Source organism: Lactiplantibacillus sp. DA1 (assembly GCF_032681335.1).
GTDB lineage: Bacteria > Bacillota > Bacilli > Lactobacillales > Lactobacillaceae > Lactiplantibacillus.
Map to the genome: position 1 here is coordinate 240,731 of NZ_JAWHTQ010000001.1, position 15,113 is coordinate 255,843.

Annotated in this window: 15 protein-coding genes; 2 read left to right on the forward strand and 13 right to left on the reverse strand. The window is 44.2% G+C overall.

Annotated elements, in window-relative coordinates; all coding sequences use genetic code 11:
• Positions 1-32: 32 nt before the first annotated feature.
• From RXV91_RS01145 to RXV91_RS01205, 13 genes are all read right to left on the reverse strand, one after another.
• Positions 33-1,625, reverse strand: a complete 1,593-nt coding sequence (locus tag RXV91_RS01145; RefSeq protein WP_316438322.1) for a hypothetical protein — start codon at positions 1,623-1,625, stop codon at positions 33-35.
• A 104-nt stretch (positions 1,626-1,729) separates the two neighbouring features.
• Positions 1,730-2,062, reverse strand: a complete 333-nt coding sequence (locus RXV91_RS01150; protein ID WP_021730203.1) for a PTS lactose/cellobiose transporter subunit IIA — start codon at positions 2,060-2,062, stop codon at positions 1,730-1,732.
• A gap of 362 nt (positions 2,063-2,424) precedes the next feature.
• Positions 2,425-3,435 (reverse strand): DUF4767 domain-containing protein, encoded by a 1,011-nt coding sequence (locus RXV91_RS01155; RefSeq protein ID WP_316438323.1) that lies wholly within the window; start codon positions 3,433-3,435, stop codon positions 2,425-2,427.
• Positions 3,436-3,566: 131 nt separating this feature from the next.
• Positions 3,567-4,367, reverse strand: coding sequence for a fumarylacetoacetate hydrolase family protein (locus RXV91_RS01160; RefSeq protein ID WP_316438324.1), 801 nt, complete (start codon positions 4,365-4,367; stop codon positions 3,567-3,569).
• A 203-nt stretch (positions 4,368-4,570) separates the two neighbouring features.
• Positions 4,571-5,011, reverse strand: a complete 441-nt coding sequence (locus tag RXV91_RS01165) for an Asp23/Gls24 family envelope stress response protein (protein WP_003641176.1) — start codon at positions 5,009-5,011, stop codon at positions 4,571-4,573.
• 70 nt (positions 5,012-5,081) lie between these two features.
• Positions 5,082-5,504, reverse strand: coding sequence for an Asp23/Gls24 family envelope stress response protein (locus RXV91_RS01170; protein WP_021730198.1), 423 nt, complete (start codon positions 5,502-5,504; stop codon positions 5,082-5,084).
• Between the two features lie 14 nt (positions 5,505-5,518).
• Entirely contained in the window at positions 5,519-5,701 is a 183-nt protein-coding gene (locus RXV91_RS01175; protein ID WP_021730197.1) for a hypothetical protein, read from the reverse strand.
• Positions 5,702-5,713: 12 nt separating this feature from the next.
• The gene (gene amaP / locus RXV91_RS01180; RefSeq protein WP_316438325.1) at positions 5,714-6,259 is read right to left on the reverse strand and encodes an alkaline shock response membrane anchor protein AmaP; all 546 of its coding nucleotides are present in this window, start codon (positions 6,257-6,259) and stop codon (positions 5,714-5,716) included.
• Positions 6,260-6,270: 11 nt separating this feature from the next.
• Positions 6,271-6,525, reverse strand: coding sequence for a GlsB/YeaQ/YmgE family stress response membrane protein (locus tag RXV91_RS01185; protein ID WP_316438326.1), 255 nt, complete (start codon positions 6,523-6,525; stop codon positions 6,271-6,273).
• Between the two features lie 274 nt (positions 6,526-6,799).
• A complete protein-coding gene (locus RXV91_RS01190; RefSeq protein WP_316438327.1) occupies positions 6,800-8,644 on the reverse strand; it encodes an acyltransferase family protein in 1,845 nt (614 codons plus the stop codon).
• Positions 8,634-9,017 carry a hypothetical protein gene (locus RXV91_RS01195; RefSeq protein WP_316438328.1) on the reverse strand — a complete coding sequence of 128 codons (384 nt, stop codon included), beginning with the start codon at positions 9,015-9,017 and terminating at the stop codon, positions 8,634-8,636. Before RXV91_RS01195 ends, RXV91_RS01190 begins: the two co-directional genes overlap by 11 nt.
• A gap of 483 nt (positions 9,018-9,500) precedes the next feature.
• Positions 9,501-12,005, reverse strand: coding sequence for a CAP domain-containing protein (locus RXV91_RS01200; RefSeq protein WP_316438329.1), 2,505 nt, complete (start codon positions 12,003-12,005; stop codon positions 9,501-9,503).
• Positions 12,006-12,491: 486 nt separating this feature from the next.
• Positions 12,492-13,175, reverse strand: coding sequence for a CPBP family intramembrane glutamic endopeptidase (locus RXV91_RS01205; protein ID WP_316438330.1), 684 nt, complete (start codon positions 13,173-13,175; stop codon positions 12,492-12,494).
• Positions 13,176-13,740: 565 nt separating this feature from the next.
• On the opposite strand from RXV91_RS01205, the gene RXV91_RS01210 reads away from it, so the two are divergent.
• Positions 13,741-14,109 (forward strand): helix-turn-helix transcriptional regulator, encoded by a 369-nt coding sequence (locus RXV91_RS01210; RefSeq protein ID WP_316438331.1) that lies wholly within the window; start codon positions 13,741-13,743, stop codon positions 14,107-14,109.
• 233 nt (positions 14,110-14,342) lie between these two features.
• On the forward strand, positions 14,343-14,711 hold the full coding sequence (locus RXV91_RS01215; protein ID WP_003641164.1) for a membrane protein: 369 nt from the start codon (positions 14,343-14,345) through the stop codon (positions 14,709-14,711).
• Positions 14,712-15,113: the final 402 nt, after the last annotated feature.

Consider the following 15,113-nt stretch of genomic DNA (forward strand, 5'->3'; position numbering starts at 1 on the left):
ACTCAATTTAAACAACTCGACTCAAGATATTTCTACCACGTATCTGATAAATATGTTCGTAGCAAGTATGCGGGATAACAGCTCCAGCCAAAACAATAACTATTTAGTAATGTCGATCCATATGGTGAATAATTGGCATCAGTTTGATCAAAGACTTCCCAAAAAGTATCCGCATCGTTAGCCACCATTGCCCCCCAATACTGCCGAATTATATCAGTTGCCACTTTAGTCTGACCATTTTGCAACAACACTTCAGCCAACAACGCTTCCGTACTTGGTGTAACTGCGGTATTGTTGAAGTCAAAATCATGCAATAGCTGTTGCAATGCACGTTGTTGCTCATTCGATGGTAATACATTGGCTAGTAGCAGCTGAATCTGAGCCAGTAAATTTACTTCCTGGTTCGGCCCACTAATAAATACAGCTTTATCACTATCATAGAATCCTTTAATTGTCGCAATTTTTAAATCTTTTATCCAAGCTTGTATTTCATTAACGTCCGGGTCCTTCCACTGTAATGCGAGTTTCAAAAAAGCTTTCATCGCCTGGACCAAAATACCTTGAACTGCGGCCTCCTTGTTACAATTGGTTGACCAATCAACAAAAACATCGGCACGTTGTCCCACCGTTAATCCTGTGGTTAATTGCACTTTAATAAATTCGAATGACCGCTTAACTACCGGATATAAATCATTTAATGCTACGCGATCTCTGGTAGCGTCAATATATTCTGCTACGGCCATAATGAACTGCAGTTGATAATCAAACCAATACAAGTCATCCGCAACTGGTATTTTAGTTCGTGTTAAGATATCCGCTGGTAAGCGACCATCTTTATCTGAAAACGCCCCAAATAAATACAAACATTTTTTTGCTAACTTCATGTGCTTAAAAGTAACGTAATTAACTTTGGCCTGCATTCGAAAATCTAACAACCATAAACGACGATCTCGTTTTGTACCATCCTCAAAAACTGTCTGCATGGTATTTCGCAAAGTCTCTAAACAGACCCGATCAATTTCATGCAATTCCGGCGGATCGTTACTGAATGGCTGTACAACTTGACTCAGCACTGCACTTGCTGCTCGAAACTCCGCATCCGCCAAAACCGGCTGCCACTTTAACGACTGGCCCACTGGCTCCAACATAATGTAGCGACAGCTGTAACGACGCTCAAAGTTGACCGTGGCTGGTAATAATTCAACGTGACGCGTATCGTCTTGAATCCAAGCCATTGGCAACCAACTCGTCACACAACTGGCATCAACACTTAATTCCTGTAACCGCTCAGCAAATCGTGTCCGCATCAGCAACGGCGCGTCCATCGGTGAACCAGCCACGTCAATGGCAACTTGAAAGTGACCCACATACAACGCCCCCAAATCGTAGATCAAGCGTTCATACCTATGTAGCGCGATGGCGCCCGTAACCGGTTGCCATGCAGCAGTCGCTAATGTTGCCTGATTAATCTTGGTCGCCACAAAATAACGTTGTGGTCGGATGGTACGGGTAGCTAGTGGTACTGATAAACTCGCTTTTGTCAGTAGTTTCGGATTGGCAGTAAAACATTGGTCAGTAATCTTCTGAAATTTGTGATCATGTTCATTACTAAAAGTAACTGTCATTTTTTAACCCCATCTCTATCCGTTTAATTTGCTACCAAATACCCGCTTCCAAGATCTAATCGTGAACAATCACCGCTGACTTCAAATCAACGCAATACCGCTGCCTAGGCTACTTCTGGTTCCCACCGTTCAAACGCCCCCATCAAGTTCTCTGTCATCTGAAACTCGCCCATTACACTGACCAACGCCGACTGCGCATTCATGAAGAGTGTCGAATGGACAAACCGTTGGGCTTGCGCATTCTCGACTAATCGCCGAACTTGCAAGCGCTGAGCCGTCATCAGTTCAACTTCGGCCCGGCTTAGCTTTTCACGTGCTGCTCCGTACCGATAACTTGCAATATCTGTCAAGGCAGCTGCTACCAGTGAACGAGCACTACCAATTTTTAAAATCATCGTCATCGTAACGTTGAGCGTGTGTTCCGTATTCTTTTGCATATTTTTCACCCTTTTCACTTAAATTTCCTACTCTTTGACCAATCGTGCACACCTGCGTTGACGGTAGTCATCATCATCACGCCATTCCCCCAAACGACAGTAATCATGACCGATAACTAACTTTGACTATTGCGCTGTTCACACGTTCAAAAGATTTAACTAGTTGTCTTGACACCGTGAACTTATGTCATAGTATAGCATTACTTTTCAGAAAATCACTCTTGGCTTTTCAATATATACACAAACTTTACAAAATGAAAGCCGGGGCAATTTACGTGCATTTGTCCCGGCTTTTTCATTAATATTATATTTTCACAATAATTAATTTATCCTACCCAAACTACCGCTCATGACACCCTTAATTAGTCCAATGAGTCAGCAGCTGGACTGGTCTTTGATTCATCCCCATATTGCCAGTCACGCATTTGATTTGCAGCGGCTGCTGAAGGATAGGCGTTATTATCGAACCAGGCCCCAGCACCACTGGCATTCATTAAGACTGGAATCTGGCGGCCATCAAAATAATGATATCGCACGTATTCAAAGTTCCCAGCGCCAGCAGTCTGTTCAGACCCCATAATATGAATCCATTTTCTCCCCTCAGATGCCGCATAGGATAGCTTCAACCCATTGGTATCATTTTGCGTCATTGAATTAATCTTGTGATCGTACTTATTATAGTAATACCAAGTCCCCTGATAACCTTGAGGCCATTGATTAGCCTTCGCATCACGACTCATGTTCACGTTCAACGCACTATCTGTCAGTGTCGTCGGTCGACTACCCGTAATGATTTTGGCAAAACCGGCTTGCAAAGCACTATTTTGCGTATCATGAATGATCAACTCGTCCCCGTTGGTCGTCTGAGTCACAAAGACGACTGGTCGCCGATTATGGAGGCAAAAGAAGTACGTGTTTGGATATTGTGCTTCCGCCTTACCACCCGTTGCGACGGCCACCACTTGAAATTCACTACGATCTTCGCCGTCTTTGGACCACTTGAGATCCACTGACTGTGAGCCCCACTTGATTCGGCCTGCTAAGCTACCATTAAGCAAAGCATTGGGAAAACGAAAGCCTAAATGATCCGGAACCTTATCATCATACGTCCCGACATAGGTCTGGCCCATCTCACGTTGCCAAGAGGCCATAAATGTCGATAAGGCTGCTTCCTTGCCCGTATTCCACAAGGTTGCCTCAGCCTGTGATGAAGAATCACTGCTAGCGGTATTTTTTTGGCTAGCGGCCTGCTTTGCCGCTACCTTGGTTGACGTTGCTTTTTGACTCGTCTTGGACGCTGACGACTTGGGCGACGTCGCGCATCCCGCTAATAATAAACTTCCTAATAATAATCCGACCCACACCTTTTTCATATCTCTCCTCACCGGTCCCGCACCGGTATCCCCCTATTCAATGATTACTTTTATGGTACCAAAAAAAGTCGGTATTGTGATTGGCGTTATATTATAAACCTTCACCACTCACACTTACCGACTACGTTTATTTATTTAATTTTGATATTTAACGCCCCTAAATGCGTAATTTGGCCGCACAGTTGATCGCCGGCTTGCAAAAAGACTTGAGGATTGCGACCAACGCCGGTCCCACTAGGCGTCCCGGTAAAAATCAAATCACCTGGTTGTAACTCACAGACCGTCGACAGGTAGTGCACCAAATCCGGTACCTTGAAGATCAGTTGGCTCAACGGCGCTTGCTGCATCGTCTGACCATTGACGGTGGTCGTGATCACCTCATCGTCTAAGTTAGCTAACTCATCGACGGTCGTTAACCACGGCCCGACTGGTGCGTAGTTTTCAAATGACTTGCCCATTGAAAACTGAGGATTGTCATTCTCGAACTGAACGGCGCGATCAGATAAGTCTTCACCAACCATCACTCCGGCCACGTGCGCCATTGCATCAGCCGCCGCAATCTCGCGACCACCCTTACCAATCATCACAACCAGCTCAGTTTCCCAGTCAGTCTGGGGGCCATGCGTCGCCACGGTCACATTCGCTGGCGCCAGTGAACTACTAAACTTCGTAAAAATACTTGGGACCTTCGGCAGCGTGATGTGGATCTCCGCCGAATGGTCGCGGTAGTTCATCCCTACCGCAAAAATTTGCCGCGGATCAGTGACGGGTGCCGCTAATTCTTGTGGTGCAAACGTTTCAATCGAACCAAGCTGCCGGTCCACTGCTGATATATACAGCGCTTCCAAAACTGTATTCGCGTTTAAAACAGCTTGTCCATGCTGTTCATCCGTAATGATAAACGGTCGGTTGGCCCACATGCCAATTTTCATATTAATCACCTCATTGATATTATTGTACACTCATCTCATGAATCATAACAATAATGATAGTTGCGTGACGGTCATTCCGGACAATCTTCATGAACGTTCAAACGCAATTACGAACTTAGCTCAGGATATTTCTTCATGTAACGCTCATCACTAAAAAAGGTACCCGTCTAATTTGCGGGTACCTTTAACCGTTACGGCTAACATTAATGTGGACCGTCATCCTTTGGTTCTGGGTGTTTCTTTTCTGGTGCTTTTTCTTGCTTGTCATTTTGTTGCCGCCATTCCTCCGTCGTTAACATGTCTTTAACGACTAATTTTAACTTGGTCACTTGATAACCAGTCATTGATTTGACGGCCTTAGCAACCTTATCTGCCACCCGTGCTAGAATTTCTTGACCATTCTTCCCATAAGCTAGAATGGCCGTTAATTCGATACCGACCGTCTGATCATCGTCATCGGTATCCACTGACACACCGGTCTGCGGGCGATCCTTATCCGTAAAACGGTTGGAGATATCATCAATCAGATTTCCCTGTAAGCTCAATACCCCTTCAACTTCTTGGGCCGTGTTACTAGCAATCTTGGCCAATACTGTATCGTCAAAAACAACTTCTGGTTTTAAAGATGTCGCTGTTGCTTCCATCAAGATTCCTCCTTGTTTTGTCAAAAATCAACTTGCCAATGAATCCCCTAGTAGTCGCTAATCAGCCGTCCTATTCGACTTGCCGTTTCTCCGTCGACTGATCCGTATTTGGTTTGCCAGTAGCCTGATCTTGCCAATCGCGCTTGCTCATGACGTCACTGACATGCACCTTAATTTCAATGACCTTCAAGCCAGTATACCGTTCAACATCTTGCTGAACACGTTGACAAATTTGATTGAAGATTTGTCGCATGTCCTTACCATATTCAACGATCATCGTCATGTCCAATGCGACTTGCTTCTTACCAACTTGCGCGTCGACCCCCTGAGTCGGGTCAGCTTCATCACGAAAACGGTTGGTCAAGTTGCTTAACATGCCGCCTTCTAGGGATAATACGCCATCAACATTGCGTGAAGCTAGACCGGCGATTTTTTCAATCACACCGTCATCAAACGTCAATTGAGTCTGTAATTGTTGTTCTGGTTGTGCCATTGTAATTCCTCCCATTATTTAGATAAATACTCACTCAACTTCTGGCTAAGTGCGGCTAGATCAACGTGGACAAACCGTCCAATTGCCCAGCCGATTAGCCCTAAAACTGCGACTAATAAGACTGCCGAAAAACTGGTTAATACCCAGACGATGCCTAAAAGCAGTCCAATCAGAAAACCATACTGTGCGTTACTCATCAGGACCCTCCTTTACACCACGGTTAACTTACGCTGGTGATTTGCTGGCTTAACTTGGACTACTGGTTGTTCGACCGTTAGTCCTAATTGATTTTTCAAATAGTCTTGCGCCAAGCTTGCTGCCTGTTGGGCCGTTGTTTCCAACTGTGCGTCGGTATTAACCATCGCGTCAATCTTCACTCGTACCCGCCGACGATGACGTAACTTTACATGAACCTCAGGATCAATCAGATTCAGCTGATTGACAAGTCGGTACTGTAAATCACGTTCTAACGCTCGTTGGGGAATCGTTAACCGACCAACTTTGCCATCATATGTCAATGCACTGACTTTAACTGGTCGAAACAAGCCGACAATCACCAATAAGATGCCGACGATTCCTGCGATAACCGCAAAGACCATCAACAAGCTACTCCAAACCATTGGGTAGTTAACTGTTACTTCCGATAACCAGGCCGTCAACCACGGGATTGGGTACAACTGACCCAGTTCAAAAACCGCTAATAACACCAATACAATTCCGACTAACGTCACCGTAAACTTAGCTAAGCGGCTCATCTAATCACCGCCTAACGTTTCTTACGCATGCCGAAGATTGCAGAAACAATTAAGACTAAAATAATTGCACCTAAGATTGATGGCACCAATGCCATACCAGCTAACGATGGTCCCCAAGTTCCAAGCAATGCTTGACCAATCCAGGCACCAACTAAACCAGCAATAATATTACCAATAATCCCCATCGGAACGTCACGGCTAGTAATTGCACCTGCTAACGCACCAATCACACCACCAACAATTAATGACCATAGCCATCCAAACATTCTAATCACTCCTTAAAGTTTTATTTGATTACATGCTTATGATAACTATAATTTTATTAACGAACAATCAATATGCACATCGCAGATTATTAACGACTTGATAATCGGGTATAATTCTCGTTAGCCAAGCTTGACTTAGCAGTCTTCAGCATTTACCAATGCAAAATAAAAGTCAGCTTGCAATATTGCAAACTGACTTTGAATTGCTGGTCAAAAATCAACTACTTTTCGCTTCACTCTGGTTAGGCCAATCACTTTTACAAGCAAACTCATGTTAGGCAGACTTGGCCGGCGTCTTTTTAGCAACTACTAACGCCTGATTGATCACTTTGGCATACAAAATATCGCCAGCCCGAATACCGCCAAAGTGTACACCATCCGTGCCCTTAAAGACTTCCGGATGTTGAGCCGCTATTTTGCCCCAATCTGCAATTGTAATGAACTTATACTTAGCTGGCAGGCGTCGTTCCAAAACCGCTAGCTTCGATGAGTTCCAGTCTGCATCAGCCCGCGCATTATAGGGCGTCATCAAAATCAACTTATGCCCTGGTTTCAAATCATGAATGATTTTCATAGTTTGTTCTTCATAATCATCCAACGCATTGGTGCCAATGCAAATCACCACGTACTGTCGTAGCGTGTGACTTCGTTGCTGGTTCATCATGACTTTGTACGCCAGGTTCATCGTCCGATCGCCTTCCGCATCAATGCTACTATTAGGAACATGGGCGCCTAGATAACTGCGCGTCCCCAATGTGACACTGTCACCAATAATTGAGACCCCCGGCGTCTTCGCCTGATCGGCTTTGGGGGCCGTCTTCTTCTTTGGCGCCACGGCCGCTAATACGGCGTCGTGGGTCGTTCCGATTTTATCAATGTCCTGATAAATGCCACTCACCCATAAATTCCGTTCCAGCGTCGAAAGTTGCGGTGCATTTTTGACCACGACCCCGGTATTGACTGCCAACAACACTCCTGCAGTGATAACGGGGAACTGCAACTGTCGCCACGTCAACGTGTGACCGAAGACATGGGCACGTTTGCCTGCAATCACTGGTTCTAACACGTAGTATGACAAAGCAGATAAAATGATTGAAAGCACCGTTGTTACTAGTGCAGCTAACCAGTTGACCATCATGTGCGAAAAAATCACGTACAACGGCCAGTGATAGAGATACACGCTATAGCTAACGTCCGCTAAAAACGTCATCCACCGTGGTTCCTTGAGGTTCGGCGTATGGTCATGCAACAACCGGGCGCCATAGATCATGATGCCAGCGAGTACGGTAGCCAGTAACAGCCCACCCTGATACGTTTGTAGCGCATCGAACTTCATCCGATCGCCTAAAGCAACTAACAAGATAAAACTAATAAGCATCACCGCGCCCGCAATAATCGGGTTGCAGTGCGCTGTGGTCCAACGATAGATTGGCCCTTGAGCTTTGATGCCGCTCAGGACACCGATAAGCCCACCGACAAAGAACGGAAAACAGTGGGTCAGACTTGAAAAGTAGACTGGTGAAAAGTCCTTTAAGCCGACCGCGCCAAAGGACATCATGACAAAGCTCTCAATCGCAAAGGCAGTGGTCAACAGCCCTAAGCCCCAGCGAAAACGGGTCAATGCGCGCCGACCACTCGCCAACCGCCGACTGATTTTAGCGACCAACCACGCAATCAGGCCCCATAAAATATAAAAATGCATTTCAACCGCTAATGACCACGTATGGACAAATAAGTGCGGAATAAACTTGTTTTCATAACTGCCACCCGTCGCAATTTCAAAATAATTAGTCGTAAATCCGAGAGCCGCCGCGACCTGCTTACCAATGTCGGTCACAAAATCGTGATCAATCAAGTAAGTTAGCGGTAAGACCAGCAACACCGCGATAAATAATGGTGGCACAATTCGATAAAACCGGCGACCATAAAAAGCCATTAATTTAAAGTTATCCGAGCGGGCAAATTCGTCCACCATTAATGACGTAATCAAAAACCCTGAGAAGGTAAAGAAGATGTCCACCCCAATAAAACCGCCAGTAAACTGGGTTTGGAAAAAGTGGTACGTCAATACCAGCACAAGTCCCGTTATCCGTACTAAACTAAACCATTTAATCCGCATTTTCTAACTTACCGTCCCCCGTAATTTTTTTGGCATAAGTCTTGTTGCCGACCCGCAGTTTGACCACACCATTCAACGCACCCTTGCTGAAGTCCCCTTGCAAGCGCCAACCGTTTGGCGCAATGAATTCGCCTGGGCCTTCAAACCGACCGTTGGTAAAATTACCCACGTAGCGCCCCTGTTTGTTAACCTGCAACGTACCCTGACCGTCAAACTTGTGCTTCAAAACGGCCCCGCTGTAGCTCATTCGTCCGTGATCCAATTGCACACTTTGCTGCTTCGCCGTTGATGGTGTTAGACTGATAACGGCAAAAGTGACAATACCAATAATCGTGATAATTTCAAAGACCATTCTGCTACTGATTTTTCCCATACCTCTATTCCTTTCACAACCTTAATTCCCCTTAAAACAATCGGCAGTTAGCCACCCTGGATTTCCCAATCATCCACGGGATTATACGGACACATTATGTACCATGGCTGTCAATTGCAACTCTGCGTTTAATAACGGGTCATTTTTCATTCCGTTAATTATCCATTAATTTAATTCGTTTATTTAAATAATCAAAAAAACTTCAATGACCGTATTACTTAATATATTACTAAATATTAGCCTTGCCGTGTACAAAATATCAAAAATGAGTTGTCTTTTATTGTTAATACCGGTTATGTTTAATTCACTAAACTTAATATCTAACCACTAAAAAACAGTCAGGCCAAGGATTTCGGCTGATTGACAACCATAGGTAAGCATTCATTGCCTATCTATCATTCCCGGTATCCATCGGCTATCCTAGTCCAACTGTTTTTATTATTTCATATGATCAATAATTCTAAAAATCTTTGAGCTCAGAAGTTAAGCGCGTTTACGTAACTTTGTTAATCCCAACAATGAGAACCCTGCCGCTAGTAATCCTACTGCCATCAAACTCGATGACTGTTTTTCATCCGTTTGTGGTAAAGCCGTGGCCTGTGCGGCAACTGGCTGTTGTTTAGCTCCCGCAACCAGCTTAGTTGTTGCATCGCCATCTGAAACATCTACGCTAGTACTCGTGGCATTAATGGTACCATTGTTATTCGCTACGGTTTTAGTAGCTGTCGCATGTGGTGCAGTAACACCAGTCGATTGGTCAACATTTGTTGTTTCAGCAATTCCATCAGCCGCCGCAGCCGTCGTCGTTGTAAATTTGTTAGCTTCGACGCGTGCCAAGAAGGCTTTAGTAGCCGTTAAATCACCTTGTGCAACGGCGAGATCAACTCTGGCAGCGCCGAGCACCTGCTTAAGTTGTGCTAAATCGGTCTTTTTACGATCCAGTTGCGCTTTTCCAGCAGCAAGTTGCTCGTTTGCTGTATCAACTTGAGCCTGCCCCTGCGCGAGCATGGCCTTGGCAACAGCGATTTGTTGTTCAGCAGTAGCAATTTGGGCCTTCATGCTTGCAATCCGCGCGGGCAGGGCCGCGATTTCGGCCGCCAATCGGGCGTTTTCAGCGGTCAAATCGGCTACCAATGTCTTGGCACTGGCTAAGTTTTTAGCGGCTTGCGTGGCAGTTACTTGTGCCGCAGCCGTCTTCGCGATTGATGTCTTCAAATTACGAACGGGCGATAGTTGTTGCTGTTGCGCCATTGCTAATTGCCCTTGAGCTTGCGTCAAAGCAACATTAGCCGCTGTCAAACTAGTTGCAGCAACTTGAACTTGGGCCTGTTTAGTCGTAACAGTCGCTTGTAAGCCACTTGTCTGGTTTTGTAAAGCTTGTAAACTGGCATTTTGGTTAGCCAGCGTGGTTGCTAATGTCTTCCCGGTATTTTGTAAACCATTCAAACTAGCCGTTGCAGCAATCAACGTTGCGTTAGCCGCCGCAATCTTCTTCGGATCAGCGGGGGCCGTCTGGACGTAATTGAACGTGACAGCTGGTAAGGCCTTAGTCCCAGTAGCGGCATTCGTATGGGCATTGTCGAACAAATCAACATACTTGTCTTGCTGTGCTTCCGTCATCCCGGCATTATCGACTTCAAATGCCGCCACGTGTTTGGCCAAGTTGATGGCTACTCCGGCATCACCAGTCGAGTATATTAGGTTGACGCGGTGACCAAAGGAACCGGACTCAATGTTATTGGATTCATCATACCAACCCATCACAGCATTATAGGCCGTTTCTTGATCGCTCATGAACCATTGCGGATAAACTTGTGTTAAATTCTCTGCATAAGAAAAACCAGTATGATCCAAGCCACCGTCGACTTGGGCAGCTGCTCGCGCAATCGCATTATTTTGCAACGTCGCCGTCTGTTTCAATGCTGGTTGACCATTCAGCGCCCGTAGCTGATTGATATATTCAAACATATACTGATTGATTTTATCCGCATTAGGCACATACTTGCCATTACTTGGATAGGCGACGCTGACTGTTTCGGCCCCAGTCAATTGAGATTGTGGGAATTCGGCAGCGTCATACTTATTTTGCGATTCCGTCGTGGTCGTTGGCCGTTCTGCTGCCGCTAAAGCTGCTTGAGCTGCGGTCACTTTGGCTTGCGCTGTGGAAACAGCTTGATTATTCGCATTAATTTGACTGGCCGTATTTTGAATCGCTGTCTTGACAGAACTGATTGCCTGGGTATTTTTATTAACCGCATCTTGCGCTGATGCTACGGCCACTTTAGCTTGATTTGCTTGGGTGGCCGCTTTTTGCTGGGCGGCAGATGCTTGGTCGACCGTCGCCTGTTTAGTGGCAGTGACGGCACTGGCTGCATCGGCATCAGATTGGGCCGTGGCCTGTTCAGTTTTAGCTTGCGTCAAGGCCGTGTCAGCCGCGTCCTTAGCCGTTTGTGCTTTCTTCTCGGTGGCTGGCTGGTTGGCGATAGCGACTTTGTTGGCCGCAATTTGCTGTTGATCAGCTAGAATTTGCGTTTCAGCTGCTGCCATTTGCGACTTAGCAGCGTCGACTTTATTCTCAGCCTCAGCGAGGACCTGATTGTTAGCATCCAGTGTTTGTTGTGCACGGTCAACTTGGGCTTTACCAGCATCATACTGGGACTGTCCAATCGCAACTAATTGACTTTGATTAGTCACTTGCCCCTGCGCAGTCGCCACTTTAGTTTGTGTTGTATTGACTTGGTTTTGAGCCGTGGCTACGTTCCCCTTGGCAGTCTGCACGTTGGCTTGATACTGTTGCTGACTAGTCGGTTTGACCGTTGCTAACTTTTCGTTAGTTGCCGTCTGAGCGCTCCCCTGCGTGGCACTCGTCTGATTCGTCGTATCGCTGTTATCAGTTGCCGTGTCGGCCTGCGCATTGTTAACACCCAATTGGGTCTCCACGAATAATGCCGCAGTGGTAATACTGGTATACAATAATTTCTTATTCATAAACTCACTCCAATAAGTTAATATAAATATCATTATAAACCAATGATGCCATAATACTAGGTGGTGTTTACACCCTTATGTCCTGATTGAACATTGGAAAGCCTTATTTAATCAGGACTATTATGAATTTTAGTCGTTGAATAAGTCGCAAATCAGGAAGTACCATTGTTCCAATTTTACAGTATAAAGTTATTTTGATAATCAACAATTGCTAATCAAACATTACCTAGTTATCATTAATAACCACTATTCCAAAAACAAACGAAACTGGTGTGGTATATTTCTATCCGATTAACGACAGTCTTTCAACAATTCGTATCAGATTGTTAGATAAACGTTATTAATGACGTTACCATGACCAATCCCTATCTATTATTAACTCAGCCCTACCAAAACAGGCAGCGCCCAAAATTTGGACGTTGCCTGTTTTAATTATTACACGTCACGCGACTAATACGCGCATGTCAATTGCTACGTCAACCTGTGTTAACGTGAAAGCAAGGTCAACATGCCAACCATGGCTAATGAATTATTGATAATGTGCAAGGCGATACTATAGCGAATATCGTTGAACCACACGTACGTAAAAGTCAGCACGACGGCGATCGGTAAGTAGGCTAGTAGCGCAGGGCTAAACGATAACGTATGGGCAAGGGCAAATACTAAACTCGCAAAAACTAATGCAACCGTGAAACTCACCCAATTTGTGACCCGCGGAAATAACCAACGATACATCAGCCCGCGAAAAATCAGTTCTTCGACAATCGGTGCCAGTACTGCCATCATGACAACATTAATGACTGGACTAGTAGTAAATACCTTATCCAAAATCACTTGGTTTTCAGGGGTTTGTTTCACGATAAGTCCCGCCAACACGTTACCTAACTCAACCAGGATAAATAGGCCCACTAATGTTAACGCTGGACGTTTTGGTCGCGATAAATTGGTCACGACTGGTGCTTGACGCCGGTAAATCGTCACCAACCACCAAATGAGTAACCCGAGCAAAACTAAACTTGCCACTCCGGCAATTAGTGTTGCCGTAGCCGAGAACCCATGTCGAATTGCTGGCATCATCGTTGGAATCATAGCGAGTTGATATAGTGCGAATAGACCAATTAGTTTAACGATATTGAGGAACCAGGTGACAATAGAACGATTCGATTTCAAAATTTTCCAACCTCCTTATGTGTTTGCATCAGCTTTTCAGCTCGTTTTGGGATTAGTCCGCCAAGCTGACTAAACATCCACTAGTGTCCTTGTCATAATACCATAATGAAGACCATTTGATTGTGAACAATCACCTCTTCAGAGTGAAATTATGATTGCACTATTTGACCAGTCTATCTTAAGAAACCATAATCATCGGAAAACAGTGATCGTTTTAAGTCTAACCACCTATTTTTAATTATTTATCTGTTTGGAGAACTCTGCCGATATTCCAAATCATACTAATTCTCAAATCATTATCTCCGTATATATTAAAGTGAGAAAAATCGTATCTAAATCTAGTAGCATCCTAGGAATAAAACCATCATCTAGATAACACTTGATACTAATCTATTTTGTTCCAACAACCTGAATGCATTATAATTAACAAGCAATTAATTTATATCGATAAATCATGTTTTATATTAAATAGTTTATTTAAATAAGTTATTTCTTAAATTTTTTATTTAAAAATATAAATTTTACGTTTAAATATTATACAATACGTTCATTGGGAGACTATAACATGCCAGCAAAAACACAAAACAACTTCATTCGAAGACTAATTAGCCTTCGTGACAGTCGGAACTGGTCAAAAACTGAGGTGGCCAGGAAATTAGGGTTGAGCAGTATGCAGCGATATGCCAACTATGAATATGGCACGAATGAGCCAGATTTGAACATGCTTAAACAGATTGCAGATCTATATGATGTGACAACCGACTACCTGCTGGGTGAAGATAGCGCATCTAAATGGATTGCTAGAAAAGATACCACTGACTTAAAAGACTTTCTCACAGCTCATGTGGATTCGATGACATACGGAGGCGAAGCACTTACGGAAGAAGAACGCCAACAAGTACGAGTAGCAATGGCCGTCATCTTCTGGGAATAGGGCTAAACGCGACTAACGCCCCTTACGATGAAGTATCTTAATGTTCGAATCAAGTTACTTCGGGCACGCTTATGGAAAGCGTATTTATCGGCCAGAATATTGGTCACCTTTGTTTATTTATACGAAAAATAAACCTATCAATACGGGGATTAATGGTTTGGGTAGGCTTCAACAACTTATGTCCAATAAACTGATCGACACGAAAAGCTGTTAATAAAGGGAGGAGCTTCAACATGAAGTCAAAAAATTTAGCACTTACTAACGGGATTGTAGGGCTAGTCGGCGGCATTATTTTATTATTCGGGGGCTGGTTTATTGCTGGTGGCATTGTTAGCGATGCTGCCACTGGATCAGTATCTAATACATCAGGTGCGGCAGCTTTCCTAAACATTTTGAAAATTGCTATTTTAGCATTAGGAATTATTGCATTAATTTATTATAAAGGTGATAAGCGTGTCGGTACTGCATCAGGCGTTTTACTAATTGTCGGCGGCGCAATCGCGCTTATTCCATTCTTGGGTTGGATTGGCGGAATTCTCGCAATTATTGGTGGATCTTTATATTTAGCTTCATTAAAGCATTTTAGTCAACCACAAGCATAGTCTAATCTGCAATCAGTTAGTAATATCAGCCCTTAACTGGGCTTTTATTCAGGCCCAAAAAGAACGTACGTTCTAATCGTAAAAAGCTATCTGAGGGTGCCGCTCTGATCTACTCTCATAATCATGATATGAAAAAAACTGCCTTCGCAGATATAACTTCGAGGGCAGTCTTTTTGTACATCGTGTCTTTGTTGGTTCTGGTTTACGCCCATATGAGAACAGATACCCTCTCAGTTTATGAGATTAATCAACTGCGGTTTGGTACAAATAAATAAGTTTTTAACTCTCAATGACTGTAGGTACTATTTTTAAAATTATTAGGATACAAATTTTATGGACGCTATTTCTAAAGAAGGTGAAATTCAATCAGATCATCTAAATAATCTCCTGCAACATAATCTG

Excerpts from the sequence above, each read along its gene's own strand:
- RXV91_RS01145 (WP_316438322.1), bottom strand. The coding sequence starts at position 1,625 with ATGACAGTTACTTTTAGTAATGAACATGATCACAAATTTCAGAAGATT.
- RXV91_RS01150 (WP_021730203.1), bottom strand. The coding sequence starts at position 2,062 with ATGCAAAAGAATACGGAACACACGCTCAACGTTACGATGACGATGATT.
- RXV91_RS01155 (WP_316438323.1), bottom strand. The coding sequence starts at position 3,435 with ATGAAAAAGGTGTGGGTCGGATTATTATTAGGAAGTTTATTATTAGCG.
- RXV91_RS01160 (WP_316438324.1), bottom strand. The coding sequence starts at position 4,367 with ATGAAAATTGGCATGTGGGCCAACCGACCGTTTATCATTACGGATGAA.
- RXV91_RS01165 (WP_003641176.1), bottom strand. The coding sequence starts at position 5,011 with ATGGAAGCAACAGCGACATCTTTAAAACCAGAAGTTGTTTTTGACGAT.
- RXV91_RS01170 (WP_021730198.1), bottom strand. The coding sequence starts at position 5,504 with ATGGCACAACCAGAACAACAATTACAGACTCAATTGACGTTTGATGAC.
- RXV91_RS01175 (WP_021730197.1), bottom strand. The coding sequence starts at position 5,701 with ATGAGTAACGCACAGTATGGTTTTCTGATTGGACTGCTTTTAGGCATC.
- amaP (WP_316438325.1), bottom strand. The coding sequence starts at position 6,259 with ATGAGCCGCTTAGCTAAGTTTACGGTGACGTTAGTCGGAATTGTATTG.
- RXV91_RS01185 (WP_316438326.1), bottom strand. The coding sequence starts at position 6,525 with ATGTTTGGATGGCTATGGTCATTAATTGTTGGTGGTGTGATTGGTGCG.
- RXV91_RS01190 (WP_316438327.1), bottom strand. The coding sequence starts at position 8,644 with ATGCGGATTAAATGGTTTAGTTTAGTACGGATAACGGGACTTGTGCTG.
- RXV91_RS01195 (WP_316438328.1), bottom strand. The coding sequence starts at position 9,017 with ATGGGAAAAATCAGTAGCAGAATGGTCTTTGAAATTATCACGATTATT.
- RXV91_RS01200 (WP_316438329.1), bottom strand. The coding sequence starts at position 12,005 with ATGAATAAGAAATTATTGTATACCAGTATTACCACTGCGGCATTATTC.
- RXV91_RS01210 (WP_316438331.1), top strand. The coding sequence starts at position 13,741 with ATGCCAGCAAAAACACAAAACAACTTCATTCGAAGACTAATTAGCCTT.
- RXV91_RS01215 (WP_003641164.1), top strand. The coding sequence starts at position 14,343 with ATGAAGTCAAAAAATTTAGCACTTACTAACGGGATTGTAGGGCTAGTC.